Source organism: Planctellipticum variicoloris, assembly GCF_030622045.1.
Lineage (GTDB): Bacteria > Planctomycetota > Planctomycetia > Planctomycetales > Planctomycetaceae > Planctellipticum > Planctellipticum variicoloris.
Genome location: NZ_CP130886.1, coordinates 302,428 through 322,756 on the forward strand (window position 1 = coordinate 302,428; position 20,329 = coordinate 322,756).

Annotated in this window: 17 protein-coding genes and 1 tRNA gene; 8 read left to right on the top strand and 10 right to left on the bottom strand. The window is 63.2% G+C overall.

Annotated elements, in window-relative coordinates; genetic code table 11:
* Positions 1 to 7: 7 nt before the first annotated feature.
* Positions 8 to 478 (bottom strand): PTS sugar transporter subunit IIA, encoded by a 471-nt coding sequence (locus tag SH412_RS01195; protein WP_336521676.1) that lies wholly within the window; start codon positions 476 to 478, stop codon positions 8 to 10.
* Between the two features lie 190 nt (positions 479 to 668).
* The gene (gene hpf, locus SH412_RS01200; protein WP_336521677.1) at positions 669 to 1,004 is read right to left on the bottom strand and encodes a ribosome hibernation-promoting factor, HPF/YfiA family; all 336 of its coding nucleotides are present in this window, start codon (positions 1,002 to 1,004) and stop codon (positions 669 to 671) included.
* A gap of 1,035 nt (positions 1,005 to 2,039) precedes the next feature.
* Here hpf and SH412_RS01205 point away from each other — a divergent pair.
* The gene (locus SH412_RS01205) at positions 2,040 to 3,389 is read left to right on the top strand and encodes a TolC family protein (protein ID WP_336521678.1); all 1,350 of its coding nucleotides are present in this window, start codon (positions 2,040 to 2,042) and stop codon (positions 3,387 to 3,389) included.
* A 4-nt stretch (positions 3,390 to 3,393) separates the two neighbouring features.
* On the opposite strand, the gene SH412_RS01210 is transcribed toward SH412_RS01205, so the two are convergent.
* The 3 genes from SH412_RS01210 to SH412_RS01220 all read right to left on the bottom strand — a co-directional run bounded on the left by SH412_RS01210 (position 3,394) and on the right by SH412_RS01220 (position 8,241).
* Entirely contained in the window at positions 3,394 to 4,689 is a 1,296-nt protein-coding gene (locus SH412_RS01210; protein ID WP_336521679.1) for a Gfo/Idh/MocA family protein, read from the bottom strand.
* A gap of 31 nt (positions 4,690 to 4,720) precedes the next feature.
* Positions 4,721 to 6,184 carry a DUF1501 domain-containing protein gene (locus tag SH412_RS01215; protein ID WP_336521680.1) on the bottom strand — a complete coding sequence of 488 codons (1,464 nt, stop codon included), beginning with the start codon at positions 6,182 to 6,184 and terminating at the stop codon, positions 4,721 to 4,723.
* 1,085 nt (positions 6,185 to 7,269) lie between these two features.
* Positions 7,270 to 8,241 carry a WD40 repeat domain-containing protein gene (locus SH412_RS01220; RefSeq protein WP_336521681.1) on the bottom strand — a complete coding sequence of 324 codons (972 nt, stop codon included), beginning with the start codon at positions 8,239 to 8,241 and terminating at the stop codon, positions 7,270 to 7,272.
* 201 nt (positions 8,242 to 8,442) lie between these two features.
* Between SH412_RS01220 and SH412_RS01225 the strand changes: the two genes are divergently transcribed.
* Entirely contained in the window at positions 8,443 to 8,766 is a 324-nt protein-coding gene (locus SH412_RS01225) for a DUF7668 domain-containing protein (RefSeq protein ID WP_336521682.1), read from the top strand.
* 67 nt (positions 8,767 to 8,833) lie between these two features.
* Here the strand turns inward: SH412_RS01225 and SH412_RS01230 are convergent, their stop codons facing one another.
* The gene (locus SH412_RS01230) at positions 8,834 to 9,157 is read right to left on the bottom strand and encodes a hypothetical protein (RefSeq protein ID WP_336521683.1); all 324 of its coding nucleotides are present in this window, start codon (positions 9,155 to 9,157) and stop codon (positions 8,834 to 8,836) included.
* Positions 9,158 to 9,325: 168 nt separating this feature from the next.
* Here SH412_RS01230 and SH412_RS01235 point away from each other — a divergent pair, with 168 nt between their 5' ends.
* Both SH412_RS01235 and SH412_RS01240 read left to right on the top strand, forming a co-directional pair.
* Positions 9,326 to 9,910: an RNA polymerase sigma factor gene (locus SH412_RS01235; protein ID WP_336521684.1), complete on the top strand. Its 585-nt coding sequence runs from the start codon at positions 9,326 to 9,328 to the stop codon at positions 9,908 to 9,910.
* Positions 9,911 to 9,946: 36 nt separating this feature from the next.
* Positions 9,947 to 12,202, top strand: coding sequence for a serine/threonine-protein kinase (locus SH412_RS01240; protein ID WP_336521685.1), 2,256 nt, complete (start codon positions 9,947 to 9,949; stop codon positions 12,200 to 12,202).
* A gap of 151 nt (positions 12,203 to 12,353) precedes the next feature.
* Here the strand turns inward: SH412_RS01240 and SH412_RS01245 are convergent.
* A tRNA-Met gene (locus SH412_RS01245) sits at positions 12,354 to 12,427 on the bottom strand.
* Positions 12,428 to 12,539: 112 nt separating this feature from the next.
* Complete coding sequence (locus SH412_RS01250) at positions 12,540 to 13,574, bottom strand: gluzincin family metallopeptidase (RefSeq protein WP_336521686.1); 1,035 nt, start codon at positions 13,572 to 13,574, stop codon at positions 12,540 to 12,542.
* 516 nt (positions 13,575 to 14,090) lie between these two features.
* Here SH412_RS01250 and SH412_RS01255 point away from each other — a divergent pair.
* From SH412_RS01255 to SH412_RS01265, 3 genes are all read left to right on the top strand, one after another.
* Positions 14,091 to 14,570 carry a hypothetical protein gene (locus SH412_RS01255; protein ID WP_336521687.1) on the top strand — a complete coding sequence of 160 codons (480 nt, stop codon included), beginning with the start codon at positions 14,091 to 14,093 and terminating at the stop codon, positions 14,568 to 14,570.
* A 104-nt stretch (positions 14,571 to 14,674) separates the two neighbouring features.
* Complete coding sequence (gene rph, locus SH412_RS01260) at positions 14,675 to 15,424, top strand: ribonuclease PH (protein WP_336521688.1); 750 nt, start codon at positions 14,675 to 14,677, stop codon at positions 15,422 to 15,424.
* Between the two features lie 160 nt (positions 15,425 to 15,584).
* Positions 15,585 to 16,691, top strand: a complete 1,107-nt coding sequence (locus SH412_RS01265; RefSeq protein WP_336521689.1) for a hypothetical protein — start codon at positions 15,585 to 15,587, stop codon at positions 16,689 to 16,691.
* A gap of 288 nt (positions 16,692 to 16,979) precedes the next feature.
* Here SH412_RS01265 and SH412_RS01270 read toward each other — a convergent pair whose 3' ends face one another.
* Both SH412_RS01270 and SH412_RS01275 read right to left on the bottom strand, forming a co-directional pair.
* Positions 16,980 to 17,918 (bottom strand): AAA family ATPase, encoded by a 939-nt coding sequence (locus SH412_RS01270; RefSeq protein WP_336521690.1) that lies wholly within the window; start codon positions 17,916 to 17,918, stop codon positions 16,980 to 16,982.
* A gap of 199 nt (positions 17,919 to 18,117) precedes the next feature.
* Positions 18,118 to 18,996 (bottom strand): bestrophin family protein, encoded by an 879-nt coding sequence (locus SH412_RS01275; RefSeq protein WP_336521691.1) that lies wholly within the window; start codon positions 18,994 to 18,996, stop codon positions 18,118 to 18,120.
* A gap of 152 nt (positions 18,997 to 19,148) precedes the next feature.
* On the opposite strand from SH412_RS01275, the gene SH412_RS01280 reads away from it, so the two are divergent.
* Positions 19,149 to 20,309, top strand: a complete 1,161-nt coding sequence (locus SH412_RS01280; protein WP_336521692.1) for a PSP1 domain-containing protein — start codon at positions 19,149 to 19,151, stop codon at positions 20,307 to 20,309.
* The last annotated feature ends 20 nt before the right edge of the window (positions 20,310 to 20,329 follow it).

A 20,329-nucleotide genomic window follows, 5' to 3' on the forward strand; every position in this document is an offset into this window, starting at 1 on the left:
CTCGGGATTAAATCTCGTTATTGTCCGCCTCCAGAAGCAGATCCCAAACCGCCGCCTGCTGCTTCGACTGCTTCAGGAACTTGCAGAAGTTCTGATTCCGCAAGTGTCGCGAAATGTTTTCCAGCCCCCGCAAATGGTCGCCTGGCCGATCGGGCGGAGAGACCAGCAGGAACAGAATGTAGACCGGCTCGCCGTCGAGACTCGAAAAATCGACCCCGTCATGGGCCAGCGCGACCGTGGCCACCAGCTTGTCGACGGAGGGGTGCTTGGTATGAGGCACGGCGACGCCGTTGCCGATGCCGGTGGATCCCAGTTCTTCTCGCTTCAGAATGGCAGCAACAATGCCGTCTTCGTCGTCGGCACCAATGGCGCCGGCTTCGCGAAGCTTGCCGACCATCGCTCGAATCGCCGCTTCTTTCGTGGTCGCCTGAAGGTCTGCAACAACGGCGTCCTTGACGACAAAATCCGTCAGCTTCATCTTTTCGTCCCTCTGATTCGACGCCAGGCCCGGAATGGTGACCTCAGCACGTCGCTCGTGAGTGTGCGAGAATTCCCTCGGGACCAGCCGCCGGCATGCCGGACTGCCGATTCCGCATCATATCTGCAAGCCGAGTGCCGCCGGCAATAATCCCGATCAACCAGCAGCCATTCGTACAAATCGTTCAACTTCAGCTATTGGGGTCGCGCGTGATTTCGCTTACAGGCGGAGTGTGTTTGTGATCCTGGATCCGCTCTTTGTACTTCCGGATCTGCTGTTCCATCTTATGCAGTGCCAGGTCGAAGGCGGCGACAGCATCGTCCGCCTGCTCAGACGCCACAAAATTGTGCTTGTGCTCCGCATCAACGAGCAGTTCCACTTTGGATCGACCGCCGGTGAAATCGACAGTAATCCCAATCGCGGTGATCCGGTCGTGAAACGTCAGAATTTTTTCAGCTTTGCCTGAAATGTAATCGTGCGCGCTGGGGCTGAGTGTGCCATGCCGCGAGGTAATTGCCACCTGCACTGCGAAAAACTCCTGGAGTTTGAGCCCCGGCTGCTGCCGGAGGGGCCATTATCAAACAGCACGATTCTACGGCACCGGTCCCGGAGGTCAATGCAAGGCGAATCCCGACAGGGAGTTGCCTCGCACGGTCAGTCCCCGAGACGGCCGGCGGCGAATCCATGATGCAACGGCGGCAGTTTAGCAGCTTTCGGCGGCATCAGACACCTGCCGCCTGTCGTCACCGACAGGAATTCCCGGCAAGAAACGCTGCCACGCCGGTCTGGATCGGGAATGAATCCATGCCGCAATCATTGAATCCGGCAGGCAATGGTCCTGCGGTTCGGGGGCAGCGTCATGAGCGAAGCACGCGGTTAGAATGGCGAGCCCGAAGAGTCGGCGCCGCCTTCGGTAACCAGGCCGGAAGTGCTTTCCGAAACAGGGCCGATATCGGTCCGGGGCAGCGGAATCGTCTGCATTGGCAGCTCCGACTCCGACTTGTCCGGTGCTGTTCCAGGCCACCAGCCCTTCCAGCCGGAGGCCGTTCGCGACTTCCGGTCTGCGTTCTCGGTCGGAACCGGCGTCTCTGCGTCGCGACTGATCGACCTGTGGATCGAGTCCGACTTCTCCGGTCCTTTGGGTTGCAGGGACAGACCGAAGAAGGGCGTTCGCGACACACTGTCCATGGAAAAACTCTTACCCGAAACTGCGCAACCAGTTACGGAGAGAATCAGGACGCCTGTGCACGCCGCCAGTCGTTTACCCATGATCGAAACGCTCCTCTCTCAGCGGGCAGTCCCGCATGCCGAGAGTCATACCAGCCTCGATCGGGCCTGAAAAGAGGGGTTTGGCCGCGTCGATGGCCAAATGCGATCTGCGCAAAAGTATTGGTCCCCGCCGCCGCCGGTCGCGGAGTTTTCCGGCGAGGCGGAGTCTTCGGGCTGCTGCGGTTGTCTCGGGCATGCCTGACTTATGGAAGTACGGGATTGCGCCCGTCGATAGGGAAAATGACCAACCCATTCGGCAGGATGCCGCCAAGGCAGGTCTCAGGGAGGTGACATGACAATTCGCGGTCTGCATTGGCTCGGGCGTCGCGGCCCGGCATTCAAGTTCCGGTTCGGGGCTGTCGCGGAGGCGTTTGGTCGAGCCTTTGTGCTTGCCGCAGTTCTGGCGTCCTCCGGATTGACCCAGGCGCAAACCGCGGCGATACCTCCCAGCCCGATGGCGGAGCGGACCGAGGATCTCCTGGTCGGCACGGGCCTGTCTCTCGCGGACCTGATCGGAATCGCCGAGTCCTCCAGCCCCAATCTCCGGCAGGCGACGGCAGACATTGAGATGGCTCGCGGACGGACCGATCAGGCGGGCCGCTATCCGAATCCCATTCTCATGTCCGGTACGCAGCAGATGAACGCCGGCCAGTCGCAATATGTGGCGACGATCAGCCAGGAAATCGTCACCAAGCACAAACTGGATCTTCAGCAATGCGCGGCGGAACGCGAGATCTTCCAGGCGGAACTGCAGTTCTTGCGGGTCCGGTTCAACCTGTTGACGACGGTCCGGCAGTCTTACTACGCAACACTGGCCGCCCAGAAGCGGGTCGACGTCCTCAGCCGTCTCGTCGAGATCGCCCGCAAGTCTCAAGCCGCCGCCCAGAAACTGCAGGACGCCGGCGAAGGAACCAAAGGCGATACGCTGCTGTTGAGCATCGAGCTGGAGAAGGCGGAAGTCGCCCTCGAAAATGCGGAGACGGCGCTCCTGGCCTGGCGGCGCCAGCTCTCCGCGGTGATCGGCCAGCGCGGGTTGCGAATCGACGGAGTCTCCGGGCTGCTGACGGTCTCGCTCGACGAGTTCGCCACGCAGATCGCCGTTGACGACTACGTCCCCTACAACGCCGAAGTGCAGATCGCCGAGCAGGAAATCAGTCGCACGCGATTCCTGGCCCGCCGGGCCGATGTCGAACCGTTTCCCAACGTGTCCGTTCAGTCGGGATACATGTACCAGGTGGAACCGCTCCACAACTACGGCATCCTGCAGATCTCCGTTCCGCTGCCCCTTTGGAACAAGAACCAGGGAAATCGATACGCCGCCCAGGCGGCCGTCGGCCGGGCGATGGAAACTGTCCAGCAGGTCCAGAACGACATCGCCCGACAGATGGCCGACGCCACCGGTCGCTTTCGGCAGGCCGACCAGCAGGTTCATCGCTTCGAAGATCGGATCCTGCCGCAGGCCCGCGAGAGCGTCAGCGTCTCCCAGCAGGGATTCCAGCAGGGCCAGTTCGACTTTCTCCGGCTGCTGCAGTCGCAGCGGGCGCTGGTCGAATCGAGCCTGGGATATCTGACGGCTTTGGAGAATCGCTGGATGGCCGCCTCGGAACTGGCGGGAATCGCCCAGGTAGAAGTCTTTCCGTGACCCGTCAGACCGCGGGCGTTCCCCAGTGACCGGGACGATACGCGCGAGTCAGCATCTTTGCGGATTCCGGATCGCCGACGATCTGCTCGGCGTCCGGATTGACGTTCAACGAACGTCCCGTCCGGCAGGCGATATTTCCCAGATGGACCAGCACGGCCGACTGGTGGCCGATTTCCGCTGAGGCATTCGGCTTCGCCGTTCCGCGGATGCTGTCGAGGAAGTTCTGGTGATGGGCCGCCAGATCGGGGGATGATGGACGCTCGGCGACGAGTTTGTTCCGCTCGGCATAGTGCGCCCAGCCCTTCCCTTTCCCGACAATGACATAGCCCTTCGTGCCGTAGAACGCGACGCCGTTTTCGTGGCCTTCCTGCACGTACGGAGACCAGTCGCGCTGTTCGAAGACGAGCTGCCGCCGATGACCGATCGCGCCGTCGCCGGGCCATTCGAAGATGCAGTTCTGCGTGTCCGGGAACTCCTGGTCGTCGTCAAAGTAGTATTTGGCCCCCAGTCCCACCACCCGGCTTGGCGCTGCCGTGACGCCGAGTCCCCAGCGGGCAATATCGATCTCATGCACGCCGTCGTTGCCGATATCTCCCGCGCCGTAGTCGTACCAGAACCGCCAGATGCCGTGTAGTAGGTTCGCCTGATAGGGACGCTCCGGAGCCGGTCCGAGCCATGTGTCGAAGTCGAGGTTGGAGGGAGGCGCGGAGGGTTGCTTGTGCCCGATATTCCCGCGTCGCTGGCTGTTCCAGGCCTTGACCGACAGGACGTCGCCGACCGCTCCCCCCTGGACCAGATCAATCGCTTCGCGGACGGCCGCCGTGCTCCGGCTCTGCGTGCCGACCTGCACGATGCGACTATGCTTGCGGGCGCCCTCGACCAGCAGCCGCCCCTCGCGCACGTTGTGCGAGCACGGTTTCTCGACGTAGACATGTTTTCCGGCCGCCATAGCCAGCAACGCTGCGGGAGTGTGCCAATGATCGGGCGTGGCGATCCAGACGGCATCCAGCGTCCTGTCATCCAGGACCTTCCGGAGATCTCCCGTCAATTGGGGGGCCGGTTTGCCGGCGGCCTCCACCTTTTTCGCCGACTCCGCCAGGCGTTGTGAGTCGACGTCGCACAGCCACGCAACTTTCAGATCCGAGCGCTGCGCCAGCAGGCCCAGATGGTTGTTCCCCATCCCGCCGCAGCCGATGAGCGCGACGCGAAACGACTCGGACGGGGCGGCCTGCAGGCGGCTCGCCGACAGCGCGGCGGCCGTCGCCGCTCCCAGAAAGACTCGTCGATTGAGGCTGGACATGGCGGCGTCTTCCTGAAGACGGAGGGAACGATCAGAGTCCCGGAATCGGATCGGAGGCAAAAATTACGCGGGCCGCTTCGGCCGGGATATTGGCCCGCAGCCGCAGCCGGGGAATGTCGAATAACGTGTGAAAGATGGTCGAGACCAGGTGCGGAATTGTGATCGGTTCGCTGAGCGGGCCGCCCCCGTCGCGGGTCGACTGGCCGACGACCCGGCCCATCGGCAGCCCTCCGCCCGCCAGCAGCAGCGGGGCCAGGCCGCCCCAGTGATCCCTTCCGCCGCGCGCGTTGATGCGGGGCGTTCGGCCCATTTCGCCGACGACGACCAGCAGAATCTTGTCGCTCAATCCGCGATCGTTGACGTCTTCCAGAAACGCCGAGACCGCATGATCCAGCGCTACGCTGCAATATCGCATCCCTTCGACCGCACCCGCGTTGTTCTGATCGGCGTGATTGTCCCAGACGAAGTTCGTCGTGACGGTGACGAACCGCGTGCCGGCTTCGCACAGCCGGCGGGCCATCAGCATCAGCTTGCCGAGCGTCCGGTTGTGGTCGACGTAGTGTTTGTAATTCGTCCATTTCTTGTCGATCTGATCCGGGCGGACCAGCGGCGCGGTGTCGTAACGGGCGATCAATCGCGGATCTTCCCGCTGCAGGTCGAAGGCCTCGGAAACTCCCCCGAGAATCGTTTCAAACGCCTGCCGCTGATAGGCATCGAGAGCCGACTGAGCATCGTTGGATTCGAAACTGCGCCGGGCGCCGTCGAGCGCCGTCATGAGCGATCGGCGATCGTCGAACCGCTCGCGCGGCAGCGCCAGCTTCATCGCCTTCTGCAGCTCGCCGTTGCCGCCGGGAACGAACGGCGCTACCGCCGATCCGAGCAGCCCGGTCGCGTCGAACCGGCCGAAGTTGTTCTGTTCCGGCCCGGCGTCGGGATCGACGGCGCGCGGAAAGAGGGCGACGTTCGTCGGCATGCCGCTGTTGGGATTATTCCCACCCGCGAGGCGGGCGTAGATCGATCCCAGGTTCGCCTGCCCAGTGGCGGGACCGACGATCGGCTTGATGTCGTGATTGCCGTTCCCGGCGACAAACGAGCGGACGACGGTCAACCGGTCGGCGAGACCGGCCAGTTTGGGAAGCGTGCCTCCGAAGGTGATGCCGGGCAGTCGGGTGGAGACTTCGCCCGTCGCACTGCGGATCTCGACCGGCGCGTCCCCTTTGGGATCGAAGGTTTCAATCTGGCTCGGGCCGCCATGCAGGAACAGGAAAACGACCGACTTGCCTCGGACGACCGCCGGGTCGAGCGCCGCCGCACAAGCTTCGGTGCGGAGAAGTTGATCGAGCGACCATCCGCCGACTCCCAGTCCGGCCAGACCGAGCGCACCGACCTGCAGGAACGACCGGCGGCGCAGCGTCAGGGCGGGCGTGGAGAGCTCCAGCCCCGTCGGCAATGCAGTGGCACTCGTGGATCTCAGGCGTTCGTCGCCAGCGTCCATTCCCTGTCTCGCTGAAACTCGTGGATGTGAAACGGGAGAGGCAGAGGATAACCCATCGACAGCCTTTGATGGAATAGGCTTGTGGATCTTGGCGGTGCTCAGCCGCCGTCGGATCGTCCACTCGGGACACGAAGACCAGAACCGGACTCTCCGGAAATCTTCCCCGGGCCGACCCGAGTCCGCTTGCCTCTTCTGAACCAGAACGCACACTTCACGATACAACCTGTCAGGCGTTCCCCGTCCGCTGGAATGCCGGTCACGCTGGCTTTCAGAGATCCCGCGGTCCATCTGGTCAAGGAGGTCTGGGCTCTATGAATCCGTATGAGATCGCGATCACCCGTTGTAAGGAACTCGAGCAGTTGCTGGAGCAACTTGGAGCCCGCGGGCGCGGGCTGTTTGAAAAGGCCGTCAGCGTCAGGCGCCTGCTGCCGCCCGAACTGTTCAGAAAGCTGAAATCAATCGCGAGAACGCGGAATCGGCTTGTCCACGAGCCGGGGAGAAGATGGTTGCTGGGCCAATTGGAGACATACATCCGGGCCTGCGACTGGGCGCGTGACGAAATCATAAAAATTGCGCCGGGCAAATTCGCAGCACTCGCCGAGCGTCCGGCGCCAATCCCATACACGCCGCCACCCCTTGAACGCCCTGCGCCCGCCAAATCGGCGCCACCGCCAGCCAGACGCCCCGCGCCGGTTGAATTCGTCGTAACCTCCGCCGTTCCTGCCATGAAACCTGCTTCCTCACCCCCGGCCTCGATTCCAGATGTTCCCCCGGTCCAGCGGGCGGCCCGGGGTGTGGCGTATGCTGACGCCTGGTCGCCAGCTCCGGTCCGACGTTTTCGCCCGAAGTGGCGAATCCCCGTTGTCCTCCCCCTCGTGCTCCTGTTCGTCGCGGGTGCGGCGAGCTCCGGCCGACTCCCGCAAATCGCAGACGCGGTTCGCGATTTCGTGGACCGAGGCATTCAGCAGGCCGTCGAATTGGGGAACGCCGACGAGCAGCCGGAGCCCCCTGTCGCCAGCTCCGAAGATCGACTGCCGGAAATCGTCCCCGGGCCGTATCGATCGCGTTGACCGGCTCGCCCGCGATCACTCCTCATCGCTCAGCGACCACGCTCGAACTGTCTGATCCCAGCCGCCCGACAGCAGCCAGCGGGAATCGGGTGAGAACGCCAGATCGCGGACCTGCCCCGTATGGCCGGCCAGATCCTCCAGTGGCTCTCCCGATGCAACGTCCCACAGGTGAATGACGCAATTCTTCTTGGTTTCATTCCCTCCCCGATCCGTGCCGCCGCCCCCCACGGCAATGAGTCTCCCATCGGGGCTGAACGCGCAGCACAGGGGCTGATGGCCCTGCATCAAAAGCGAGTGGGCCTCCTCGCACGTGGAGCCCTTGAAGACGACGACCCGGCTTCGGGCCTCCTTCGGCGCCAGGCCATCCGGTGCGATCGCAGCGGCAAAGTGCTTGCCGTCCGCGCTCCAGTCGAGCCCCTGAATATGGCGCCCCACGCCGAAGTCCAGCTCCCACTTCAAGCGCTGCCTGGCGAGGTCCCAGAGCCGAAGCTTTCCCTCCGCGCCGCCGGTGAGCAGTTGCTTCCCGGCGGGATCCAGCGCCACGGCCCAGATCTGCGGGCCGGCTGCGTTTGCTTTGAACGCGAACGACTTCGCGGGATCTTTCAGATTCCAGCCCGAAATGTTGCCGCGGTAGTCGCCGACAATCGCCACCGGCCCCTTGCTCGCGAGAGCAAAGCCATCGGCGCGGTAGTCGAGACGGACCGAGTTCGAGGCCGCCAGGTCACCGTCCGCCGTCCACCAGCAGACGTGCGAATCGAAACTGCAGGAGACGATCGAGTCGTCCTTGAGAAAACGGGCGCGAATCAGCGGCTTCTTATGTCCCTTCAGCGATTGCAGCACTTTGTCGGTGGCCGTGTCGTAAACGGTGATGACGCCGGTCGTGGAAAGATCGCCGCCCCCCCAGAGATAGCGACTGCCATCCGCAGAAATTGCCACAGTCGTGACGGAAACGGGATGCCGGCGTGACAGACGCAAGTGCGAAAGCATGCTGCCCTTCCGAATCTGCAGAAGCGTCGACAGAGGTGCTTGACGGAAGCCGATGTGAGGAAGACGATGTTAGTCGGAATGCTTACAAACAGGCAATTCGTGAGTCGCCAGATTCAGGCGTCCGTCGTCTGGGTTGTGAGCGTGGGCGAATCCGCAGAAATCGTCAGCGTCTCCGGGGACACGCGAATGTCACGCTGACCATTGGAACCGGTCGTCCGTTCCCTCGCGAATCTGCTGGTCCAAGGAGACTATCCCGGCGCTGTCCGGTACTGCGCAAAATCCTGGCTGACGGCCGCCGACCTCGACGAGATCATCCGGGATTTCGGCCGCAGGCTCGTCGCACCGCCGAATGTCGGCTGGAAGCTCGACGCTGTTTCTGTGGGCGAAACGGAACGGCCCGCGTGGTCGATCAACGCTCCACTCTGGACGCTGGAAGATGGAGAATCCGATCTGACGCTTTCGCTGACGATGGTCCGCAAGGACGACCGGTGGGAGATCGAACTGGACGATCTGCATGTGTTGTAATCGGAAGACCGTGTTTGCGCCGCGGAGTGGCGTATCGCGACCTCGTTGGGGGCTCGACGAAAAGCCGTTACGCGGGCCGTTGTCGTTCAAAGCCCGTGTCAAAGAACGTGCCGATATACGCGGGCGGCTCCAGATCGCTGTCTCGAAGCAGCGAGAAAACCTCAACGCCGTGCGCGTCGAAGGGTTCTGCAAGCTCATAAGCCTGCAAACAGTTGAGGAACTCTGCCCCGCTCTCGCTGGAGTATCGATCCGCCTCCTGATCGGCCAGTTCGATTGCGGCAGATGCGTTGTCGGCTCGCCACAGCGTAATGCGTTCCTCGTAAACGTGCGCAGCCTGACGGTCTGGCAGGGAGTCCCAGCGAAAGATGCAGCGGACGGAGAACGAATTCATGTTCTGGTGCCCTGACGGTGTTACGAAGGCTGCAATGTCCTTTACCGCGAGCCGGTCGCAGCGCCGAACAGAAAATCTTCTGTGAGATTCTCCGCCCGACCGGATTATAAGGGGTGATGCGGACTGCGTGCGTCCGAATTTGACACCCCCCGGGCAGAGGCAGCGACGATGCAGGTTCCCGAGACTCGACTGAACCTCGTCGTTCGCCTGCGGGATCCGGCCGACGGAGAGGCATGGACGCAGTTTCTGGCCGAGTATGAGCCGTTTCTGTTGAATTTGTTCCGTCGGCGCGGGCTGCAGGAGGCCGACGTCCGCGACGTGGCCCAGCAGGTGCTGATGTCGGTGGCCGGGCGCGTCTCCGAATGGCAGCCGGACGGGCTTCCGGCGTCGTTTCGACGCTGGCTGACGACGATTGCCCGCAACGCCGCGGTGAAGTTCCTCGCGAGAAAAACCCGTCGCCCGCAGGTGGATCTCGGCGCCGTGGGGCGCGTCCCCGCGGCGGGGGATCAGGCGTCGGCCGAGCTGGAGTATCGCCAGCAGGCGCTGGCATGGGCGCTGGAGCAGATTCGCGACGAATTCCGGCCATCGTCCTGGGCGGCATTCCGGGAAACGGCGATGCAGGCTCGCCCCGTTGAAGACGTCTGCGCGGAGCTGGGGCTCAGTGCTGGCGCCGTCTACATGGCGCGCAGTCGAGTGATGGCCCGGCTGCGCGAGAAATCCAAAGAGTTCGACCCGGACGACGCGACCGTCTGAACCGGAATCGACAACCGTCATGATCGAGGACTCGCTGTGATTCCCCAGCCCCCTGTCTGTTCCGCCGAACTGCTCGACCGGTGTCTGCATGACGCGCTGACGCCCGCGGAAGAGCAGCAACTGGAGCAGCATCTTTCCATCTGCGCGACCTGCCGCGACGAACTGGAACGGCTGGCCGCCCCGCCGCAGAACTGGTCGACGGCGGGAGCATGGCTGCGCGAGCTGCCATCACAAAGCCCGCCCCATTCTGCAGCCAGCGTGCCGCCCGTCATCGCCGACCCGCAGGTATTCCAGGCCAGTGATTTCATCGTCGATGTGCTGCTGCCGGCTCAGACTGAGGGGGCGATCGGTCGGTTGGATGATCTCGAAATTCAGGAAGTGATCGGTCATGGAGCGATGGGAGTCGTTCTGAAGGGGTGGCAGCCTGAATTGCAGCGACTGGTGGCCGTGAAGGTGCTGCGGCCCGATTTGTGCGGCAGCGGGGCCGCACGGAAGCGATTCATCCGCGAAGCCCGCGCGGCGGCGGCCGTGGTCCATCCGCATGTGATGCCGATCCATGCCGTGCGTGCCGAAGGCCGGTTGCCCTATCTGGTAATGCCTTATCTGGCGTGCGAATCTCTGCAGCACCAGCTCGATCGCGACGGCCCCTTCGAACTGGTTGATGTGCTGCGAATTGGAGTTCAGGCGGCTCAGGCGCTCGACGCGGCTCACGCTCAGGGGCTGGTCCATCGCGATGTCAAACCGGCCAATATTCTCGTCGAAAAGGCGGGGCAACGCGTGCTGCTCGCCGACTTCGGCCTGGCGCGCGCTGTTGACGATGCCTCCGTCACTCAGTCCGGTCAGGTGGCCGGTACGCCGCAGTACATGTCGCCCGAGCAGGCCCGCGGCGACCGGATTGATCATCGTAGCGACCTGTTCAGCCTCGGCAGCGTGCTCTACGCCCTCTGGACAGGCCGGCCGCCGTTTCGGGCAGAGACCGCGTTCGGCGTTTTGCGTCGCCTGTGCGAACATTCTCCGCGGCCGATGGACGACATTCGCCCGGAGACGCCCGACTGGTTCGCCAGCGTGGTCGAGCGGCTGCATGAAAAGTCGCCGAGCTTCCGTCTGCAAAGCGCCGCCGAAGCCGCCGATCTCCTGGAGCAATGTCTGCGGCACGTGCAGCAACCATCGGATTACGCGCTGCCCGCGGAACTGCTCGACGACGTCAATGACGAAGCAACATCGCTTCGCTCGCTCTGGCCCGTGTTTCTGGTTTCTGGAGGTGTATTCATGGTCTCAATGACAGCATTGGCGGTTGGCTTGCTGATGAGCGGCCTCCTGGGCGCTCCCCAGCCTCAGCCGGATGTGGCGGCCAAAGCGGAGGCAGCTCCGAACGAATCGGACCGCGGACCGCGGCTGGTGGCTGAAGCCGATGAAGCGGCTAACGAAGCTAAGGACGAAATTGATGCGAAGTACGGATCAGCAGAAGAAGCCATGCGGGTCGGCAACGCCTACTACTCGTTGAAAGAGTACGCAAAGACGCGAGAACCATTCGAAGCGGCCTTGAAGCTCGCCCCCGACGACGAGTATCGGGTCAAGGTTTACCGGGCGCTCCTGGCCGCCTACCGCCAGGACTCCAACTGGCTCCCCTGTGCCGCGGCGCTGGAGTTCATCATCGCCCGCTCGAAGCAGGCCGCCGAGCGTTCGCTGGCCCGCACGGAGCTGATGGGCTTCCTCCGCGCCCGCGGCAAGACGAACGACGCGACGAAGCGCTATGAGGAACGACTGAAGCTGTCGCCCAATGACGAGGCGACGATCTACATCCTGATCGAAGTCTACTCGCGACTCAAAGACGACCCCCGTCGAGCGGCGGTCCTCCTCGAACAATGGAGTGAATTGAAGAAGAAATCCGGGGAGGAAATGAAAGTCTCGGAAGCCGCGCAACTGGCCGGAGAATACGTCAAGCAGAAGAAGTTCAAGCAGGCGGCTGAACTCTACGAAGCCACGGCGCCGCGTGACACCAGTCTCGCGGCCTGGCACTTGAAAGAAGCTGCGACGGCCTGGCTGAAAGCCGGCGACAAGGAGCGAGCCCTGGCATCCGCCAAGGCTTCCGAAGCGGCCGACCCGGAACAGCGGGGCGAACTGCTGGAGCACTTCTGGCACCGGGGCCTGGCCGATGTCTTCTTCGACTGTGGCGACTTCGTCCTCGCCATTCCGCAATACGAGCAGGCGATTGCGAAGACGAACATTGAGGCATATCGCAAGGACTGCGAAATGCGACTGGCGGAGGCGAAGGCCAAGGTCGGTAAGTAGGCGACCGGCCGCGCCGTCAGCCCTCCAGGTTTGGGACGATGCCTGAAGTGTTGGCAGAAACTAGTGTTAGAGCAAAAAGGTCGACGTCCGGAGACGTCGACCTTTTTTTGACTTCCATGGATGGAACGCATATTTCGCGACCATCGAAAAGTAGCGGGGGCAGGATTTGAACCTACGACCTCGAGGTTATGAGCCTCGCGAGCTACCGGGCTGCTCCACCCCGCGACAAAGACGACTCGACCATTGGCCGCGTCGGTCTGCGAAGTATAACCGCCGTTCGCTCGCTGGGAAGGGACTCGGCTCTTCTTTTTTTCGGATTCGCTCCGAACTCCCGACGTTACGGGTCGAATCGCACTCCTCGGCTCCGATCGGCCACCGCGCCGAAGGCCGGTTGCGACGGACGCGAAACCGTCGTGAACGATTGCCGCAGCAGCGGTTCCAGCAACGCGGCGCGGCTCAACGGGCCGGCGGGTCGCGACGCCGGTTCGTCGCTGCGGGCAATCGGCTGGCCCTCCGGCGTTTGAGCCCGGATTGTCGGCGGAGCCTCTTTCTGAGCCGGGCTGGCGGCCATTCGTCGTTCGGGGGCAGCGCTGGTCGACGGCTCGACGGCGGCCACTTCGGTTCCCTTCAGCAGGTTCAGTCGGGGGCTGCCGGCGATCGTCCACTGGTCCCACTGGGCTTCGAGCTGGTCGATGCTCGCAAATCCATAGTGCTCTTCGAGAGCTGTCTCCCAGCTCCCCGAAAACGCGGACTTCAGAAACCGCAGGTACTTCGGTTTATCGCCGTGCTGCATCAGGTAATCCACCAGCGAATATCCTTCGGCGTACAGCGTCAGCACGTCCTGCTGGTCGGTCGGATACTCCTTCATCGGTAGAAGTTTGCGGAGCGGAATCTTCCGCGTCGTCCCGCGCACCTGGTCCGAAATGGCCTGCAGCCGCAGTCGTTCGGATTCGTGCTCGATCAGCGATGCGGCCCCTTCGTCGGCCCAGCGGGGGAGCGGGCGACGGAAATAGCAGGCGAAAATCGTGTGATTGATTTCGTGCGGCAGCACCGAGTCGAGAATCCGTTCCTCGGACCCCTGGACTCGCATTTTCCAGCCGTAAACCTCGCCGCGGTCGAAGCTGAATGTCGTCGCTCCGCCTGCCCCCATGTTGCCGACCTGCACGGTGACGGGGCAGCGGGCGCCCCAGTCTCGCATGACTTTGCCGGTCCAGGCGATCGACAGTTCCCGGCGGTAGTATTCCGCCGCCTGGCCGACCTGCTGCGCAAACTCCCGGGTCGGAGCCTCCACGTGAAAGTTCGTGGTGGTGTAGCTGGCTCCCAGGGAGGACAGGGCGCCGACGAGTACGATGCCACGGAAGAGCGCGTCCATGCGGAGTCCGGGTCTGGAGTCATTGGTGAGAGGCGGCGGTCCAGCCAGGCATCCAGCCATCGCCGGGACCGGCAGAATCTGCAGCAAAATCTGCACCAGCCGGCCAGAATGACGCAACGGGAGCCTCGTCGTCGGGCTGCAACCATTGGAATTGAAAAGACTTGCGGGAGATCTTTCCGGCTGTGCCGAAGTCCGGGCGAGACTTTGGGATGGCCGGAATTTGTAAGAAGTACAAGGAGTTGGCAGTCATTTCTTCCGATTGGCGGAGGTGCGGCGCATGATCCTTTTTCCCCAGACCGCCCCGGACGCCGCCGCGGGCAGGATCGCTGCGGCGGGCACGACCGGGGCGTTTCCTCCCTCCCGCATTCCCGTTGCACCGGGCGGAGAAATTTGAACGAGCCGCGTGTTCAGCCGGCTTTTTGCTCCGCGGATGTCAGCGAACAGCCCGATATTCCCCACTCAGAGAATTCACATGTTGTCCGTCCCCGCGTGGACGCCCCGTCGGAGTCGGTTGCCTTGGCCCATTCGCATCTGATTGTCCAGCACCTCCTGAAGCAACTCGAACTCTTCGCTCTCGACCGCGAAGAACGCGACCCGCGCCCGGAGTGGCTGACCGGACTCGTCCAGCGCGTCGCGGAATTATTCGAACCCCTCACCGGCGTCGGCCGGGTCGGCTGCGAATGCGAACTGACGGAAATTGGCTGGGAAGCCCGCCTGTTTCTCGGCCTTGCCGAAATCGTCGGCGGCAAGCACGACGGCCAGTCCCGCACGACCGGCTTCGAACTCGATCTCGTCAATCTGCAGGGCTGCTTCGATCTCGTCGACGCCGTGAGCTGGAATGTCTCCTCCAGCGAAGGCGAAGGGGGAGGTTCATTTCTCACGGTTCGCGGGCTGGTCGGACCGGAACCGGTCTGCGTGAAGCTCTACTCCCGCCCTCCCCGCGATGCCCTGCCCGCGCTCCGCGTCCGGGCCGACGGAACCGTCGAAGAAATCTGATCGCCCTCCTGCGCTTGATTCAAGGTTGGCGAAGCCCCCTGGCCACGGTACCGTGCCCCGTCGGAAGATTCCGGCAATGACACGAGCAGCGGACAGGGCAGGCGATGCGACACGACGGACGACAGGCTGATGAATTACGCCGAATTCGCGTACAGCGGCACTTTACGGGAGCGGCTCCGGGGAGTGTGCTGATTCAGGCGGGGCGGACAACCGTGCTTTGCACCGCCAGCGTCGAAAACGCACTGCCTCCCTGGAAAAAAGTCGCCGATCCGGCGCTGGCGACCGGCTGGCTGACGGCTGAGTATTCGATGCTGCCGGGCAGCACGGCGCCGCGGAAACGCCGGGAGCGGGAAAAGCTCGACGGGCGATCGAGCGAGATTCAGCGGCTGATTGGACGGAGCCTGCGGGCGGCCGTCGATTTCAAGGCTCTCGGAGCCCGGACCATCACGGTCGATTGCGACGTTCTCGAAGCCGATGGCGGCACTCGGACGCTGAGCATCACAGGCGGCTTTATTGCCCTGTGCGACGCCGTGGCGACGCTCCGTGGCGAACTTCCGCCCGAACAGAAAGTCCTCTGTTCCAGCATCGCCGCGGTGAGCGTCGGCGTGTGTGCGGGCGAAGCCGTGCTGGACCTCGATTACATCGAAGATTCGCAGGCCGAAGTCGACCTGAACGTGGTCATGACCGGGACTGGAGAATTTATCGAAGTCCAGGGGACCGCCGAGGGCCGGCCGTTCTCGCGGGAGAAACTGCAGCAGCAGCTCGATCTCGCAGAGATCGGGATCGCGCGCCTGACGCGGCTGCAACAGGACGTGCTGGGAGCGGAGTGGCCGTTTGAAATCGGCGCTCTTTAGACCGGAAACTGGGGCTGGACATGCTCGGGGACTGCTGCTAATTTCCCCGCCGTTCCGTCATCTCCCGTCAAAAACTTGAGTCAATTCTGCGGGTCGGCGGCGATTCCGGACGAATCGCGTTCGCCCCCGTATTCTGTTCGCCTCCGGAATGGAGTCTGTCGTGCGAACTTTGTCCCCCCTGGTCCGGTGCCTGGCGATTTGCCTGGCGGTCGCAGCGGCCTCGCCGGCGTCGGCCATCGAGGCCGTCCGCGGCAAAGAGTACAAGTTGACCCCCAAGCACGGACCATGGATGATCATGGTCACGAGCTTTCGCGACGTGAAAGACGAAGATCGCAAGGAAAAGGGGCTGAGCGCGGCAGAGGCCGCCGCCGAGCTCGTTTTTGAGCTGCGTTCCAACGGCATTCCGGCCTACACCTTCGCCCAGGATGGCAAGGTCGAGAAGATCGACACGATCGATCGCCTGAATCGCCCCGACCAGCGGATCTATGCCTCGCAGCGCGACATGATCTGCGTTCTCGCGGGAAACTACGATCTCTCAGCAACAGAGTCATTCGCCGACAGCGGCCGACAGTCTGCCAGCCTGAAGAACAAGAAGGACGACAAAATCGCCGACGACACGCTGCGCTACGTCAAGGCGTACTTCCCCAAGTTCCTGAAGGAAGAGAAGAGCGGCGGGATCTTTCGTCTGACGCCCGGTCGGAAAGGTCCTCTCAGCGGAGCCTTCCTGACGATCAATCCGCTGCTGAAGCCGAGCGACGTGCTGCAGCGGAAGCCCGACCCCGAAGTTCTGGCGTTGAACTCCGGAATCGACAATGCGCTGGTCAGCCTCAAGAAACCGTACACGGTCAAAGTCGCGACGTTCTCGGGACGCTCGGTCACGCCGCTCGGCAACAGCATGTTCGCCAGCAACGAAGAACGCTTCGACGCAAAACTGGCCAAGCCCCGCGACGCCGATTCCTACGACCTGAACCGGGCCGGCGAGGACGCCACCCAACTGGCCCACGCACTCCGCGCCCGGCAGTTCGAAGCCTACGTCTACCACGACCGCTTTCAATCGATCGTGACCGTCGGGGGCTTCGATTCGCCGGATGATCCGCAGATCCGCCGCATCGCCGCGCAGCTCGGAGCCAAACCCGGCACGGACCCCGCGACCGGCAATGAAGGCATGATCGCCGAAGTCCTGACGCTCAAGCTTGCCGACGGACGACAGCAGGCATGGATCTTCGATCCGCAACCCCAGCTCATGGCCACCCCCCGCGTGAGATAACCGCTGCGCCCCCCTTCGCTGCAGTGGTTTGCCCGCCCGTCGCGCCCCCCTCGACGGGCGGGTCTTTTTTGCCGCCGGACGCGGCACGGGTGCCGACTCAGAGATGGGTTGGGCGTGGATGCCCCGTTCGGCGGCGTTGAATGACCAGCTCTGGTGTCGCGAGCTGGAGTTCACCGCGCCCCCGCACGTGATCAGGCTCCAGGCAGACTTGTCTGTCTGGACCGCCCGAAGAGTCGTCAGGGCTGGTGGCCCGGACTTCCTGTCTGGGGGGCTGGCTACGATAGACTGCTATGCAGGGACCGGAATCTTACCCAGGATCTGGCGGATCGCGAGCTGAGCCCGCTGCCGCTGCCCTTCACGCAGCACGCCCCGACAGACGACGCGGTGCGCGAGGACCGGCACCGCCAGACGTTTCACATCATCCGGGACGACAAAATTCCGCCCGAGAATCAGGGCCAGGCTCTGGCAGGCGCGATACAGCGTCAGGGCGCCGCGGGTGCTGACGCCAAGCTGCAACTGCTCGTGCGATCGTGTGGCGGCGACAATGTCGAGCAGATAGTCGTTGATGGAATCGTCAACGCGAACCTCGCGCGCCTGCTGCTGCAGACCGCGCAACTGCTCCAGACTGATCACCGGCTGCAGCTTGTCGACAGGCTCGCCCGAGCGGTGCTGAGTAAGTACCGCTCGCTCGACGTCGCGAGCCGGGTATCCCAGTTCGACGCAGAGCATGAATCGATCGAGCTGATTCTCGGGCAGCGGATACGTCCCCTCATATTCGAACGGGTTCTGCGTCGCCAGCACGAAGAACGGGGCCTCGAGCTGGTGCGTCTGCCCTTCGATGGAGACCTGCCCTTCGCTCATCGCCTCCAGCAGAGCGCTCTGGGTTCGCGGAGTCGTCCGATTGATCTCGTCCGCCAGCAGGACGTGGGTGAAGATCGGTCCCCGGCGAAACTCAAAGTCCCCCAGATTCGGCAGGTAGACGCTCGATCCCAGAATGTCGCTGGGGAGCATGTCCGGCGTGAACTGCAGCCGCTTGAAATCGCAGTTGATGCTCCGGGCGATCGATTTGGCCAGCGACGTTTTCCCCACCCCCGGGACGTCCTCAACCAGAATGTGCCCCTCGGCGAGCAGTGCGACCAGCGTCAGTTGAATGGGTTCCGGCTTTCCCAGAACCGCCGAGCTGATATTGCGTTCCAACGCTGCGATCAACGAGTGCGCGTCCGACACGCTCAATCCTTGCTGCTGGCGGATGGGATCCCCCGGTCGGCTCGACGGAGCTCCGGAATCCATAGCGTCCGCAAATTGACGAGCAGACGCAACTGCTGGAACGTGGGGTTTTCACCATTCCGAAGTGGGCGCCCCGCAGGAACCACTGTTCATCCGGCAAGAATTCGGCGCGGAAATCCCACGTCCGAGGGTGGAAGTCTCACGTCCGAGGAAGAATGTCCCGCAGATTCCCCTCGATATTCCGACAAATCTCGTCGAGCGGCAGATCGTTGTCGTCCGTGCCGAACGGATCCTCAATTTCCACGCCGATCTCTTCGATTCCAAACAGCACGTAGGCCAGAAGCAGCGTTACAATGATCGTATCCCAGCCAAACTGGCTGACGAGCGCCAGCGGCAACGTAAAACAATACGCCATCAACGCCCGACGGAGATGCACCGCGTAAGCAAACGGCAGCGGGGTGGACCGGATTCGCTCACACCCCCCCAGATAGTCGATCAGCAGTTGGACGTTCTGATCGATCTGCGACTGCTGGATATCGCTGATCGCACCATCCGCCCGAGCGTCTTCGATCAGTGCGGTGATCCGACGGGCGACTGCCAGCGGCACGTGATCGGCCGCAACAACTGCGGCGACTTGATCGGGCGGCAATTCGTCCCGCAGATTCCCCAGTTCGCGACTTCCTCGCAACCGGTACATGGCAGACCAGGGAAATGCGATCGTCCACAGCAGGATCTGGCGGGCGAGATCGGGCCGTCCGACGATCCAGGTCGAGGAGAGGCGGGCAAGATTGCGGGTCTCGTTGACGATTCCGCCCCAGAACTTACGACCCTCCCAGAACCGGTCGTACGACGCATTCGTGCGGAAAACCAGCAGCAATCCCAGAGCCGCTCCGATCAGCGCGTGGGCCGTCTCCGGCACCGCCAGGTCGAACCACCCCTCCGGCAGCAGCATATGCAGGCTGACGACGATCACAGACCAGAGCACGCACAGGCTTACCCGGCCGAGGATCTCCCGGACCATCGAGCCTTCGACGTCAAACAGATGGTCGGTCCACCGGTGGGGGTCGTATTTCGTCATGGCGACGAGTTGTAGTCGGGGCCGGTCGATCAATCAATCGGCGAATCGCCGCACCATTCGACCAATTGGCGTTTCTCCCGCCGGAGTGTCTATAATCCAAGGTTGGCCAGGTCCCCCCGTTGCCCTCATTCTCCAGGACTCTGCCCCGCCGCATGGATACACCCGCGTCTGAACAGTCCTACGTTGTGCGCTACGGCAATACCCGGATTGTCGGAGAATTTGCAGCCCGCGGTCTGGGGATGCTCCCCCGCGGTGCGTCCGTCATCATTCGCAGCGATCGCGGCGCCGAATGGGGCACGGTCCTCTGCCCCGCGACCGAGCAGACGCGAACGTATCTGGGGGGCAAATTCGAACACGGTCGCGTCCTGCGCATTGCCACGCCCGAGGACGAAGTTCAGCGGGATCGCGTCGCCGATCTCGAACGGGACGAATTCGCGGCCTGCCGCGACCTCGTCAAAGAACGCAACCTGCAGATGCAGCTCGTCGACGTCGAACATATCTTCGGCGGCGAACGGCTGGTCTTTTACTACGTTGCCGAACAACGCATCGACTTCCGCGAGCTCGTGAAGGCTCTGGCCAAGACTCTGCAGATTCGGATTGAAATGCGGCAGATGGGCGTCCGCGACGAAGCCAAACTGCTCGCCGACTACGGGGACTGCGGCAAACCGGTCTGCTGCAATACCTTCCTGCGCGAAATGCCGCCTGTCTCGATGAAAATGGCCAAGCTGCAGAAGGCCACGCTCGACCCGAACAAGATCTCCGGCCGCTGCGGCCGCCTGAAATGCTGCCTGCGCTACGAATACGACACCTACGAAGATCATCGCAAGGAATTGCCCCCCGTCGGCGCGACCGTGCTCACCAAGCAGGGAACCGGTCGCGTGGTCGGCCAGGAACTACTCGCGAAAAAGCTGATGGTCGCCTACGAAGGGTCCCGCTACATCCTCACCAGTTTCGACGACGTAATCACGGTCGTCAGCACCCGGTCGGGCGGTTCGCAGAATCCGCCGCGTCAGGCCGGTGAAGGCGAACGCTCCGGTGATCAGCCCTCCGAGCCGCGCGAGGCTCGACCGCCGCGCCGCGAGAATGGCGACGGCCCGCGGCCGCCAGGCCCCGAAGGCCAGCGCGATCGCGCCGGCGGTCGTCCCCCCAGACCCCGTCCGCCGCGACGGAATGAGGAGCCTCGAACGGAAGGGGAAGCCCCGGTGCAACAACAAGCGCCGCCAGGATTGGCTGCGGACTCATCTCCCCCGCAGCCATCGCCCCCCCCTTCGCCCCCCGAACCCGAAGACGACTTCGGCGTGATGCCGGAATAGGGCGAAAAGCAGTGGGTGGT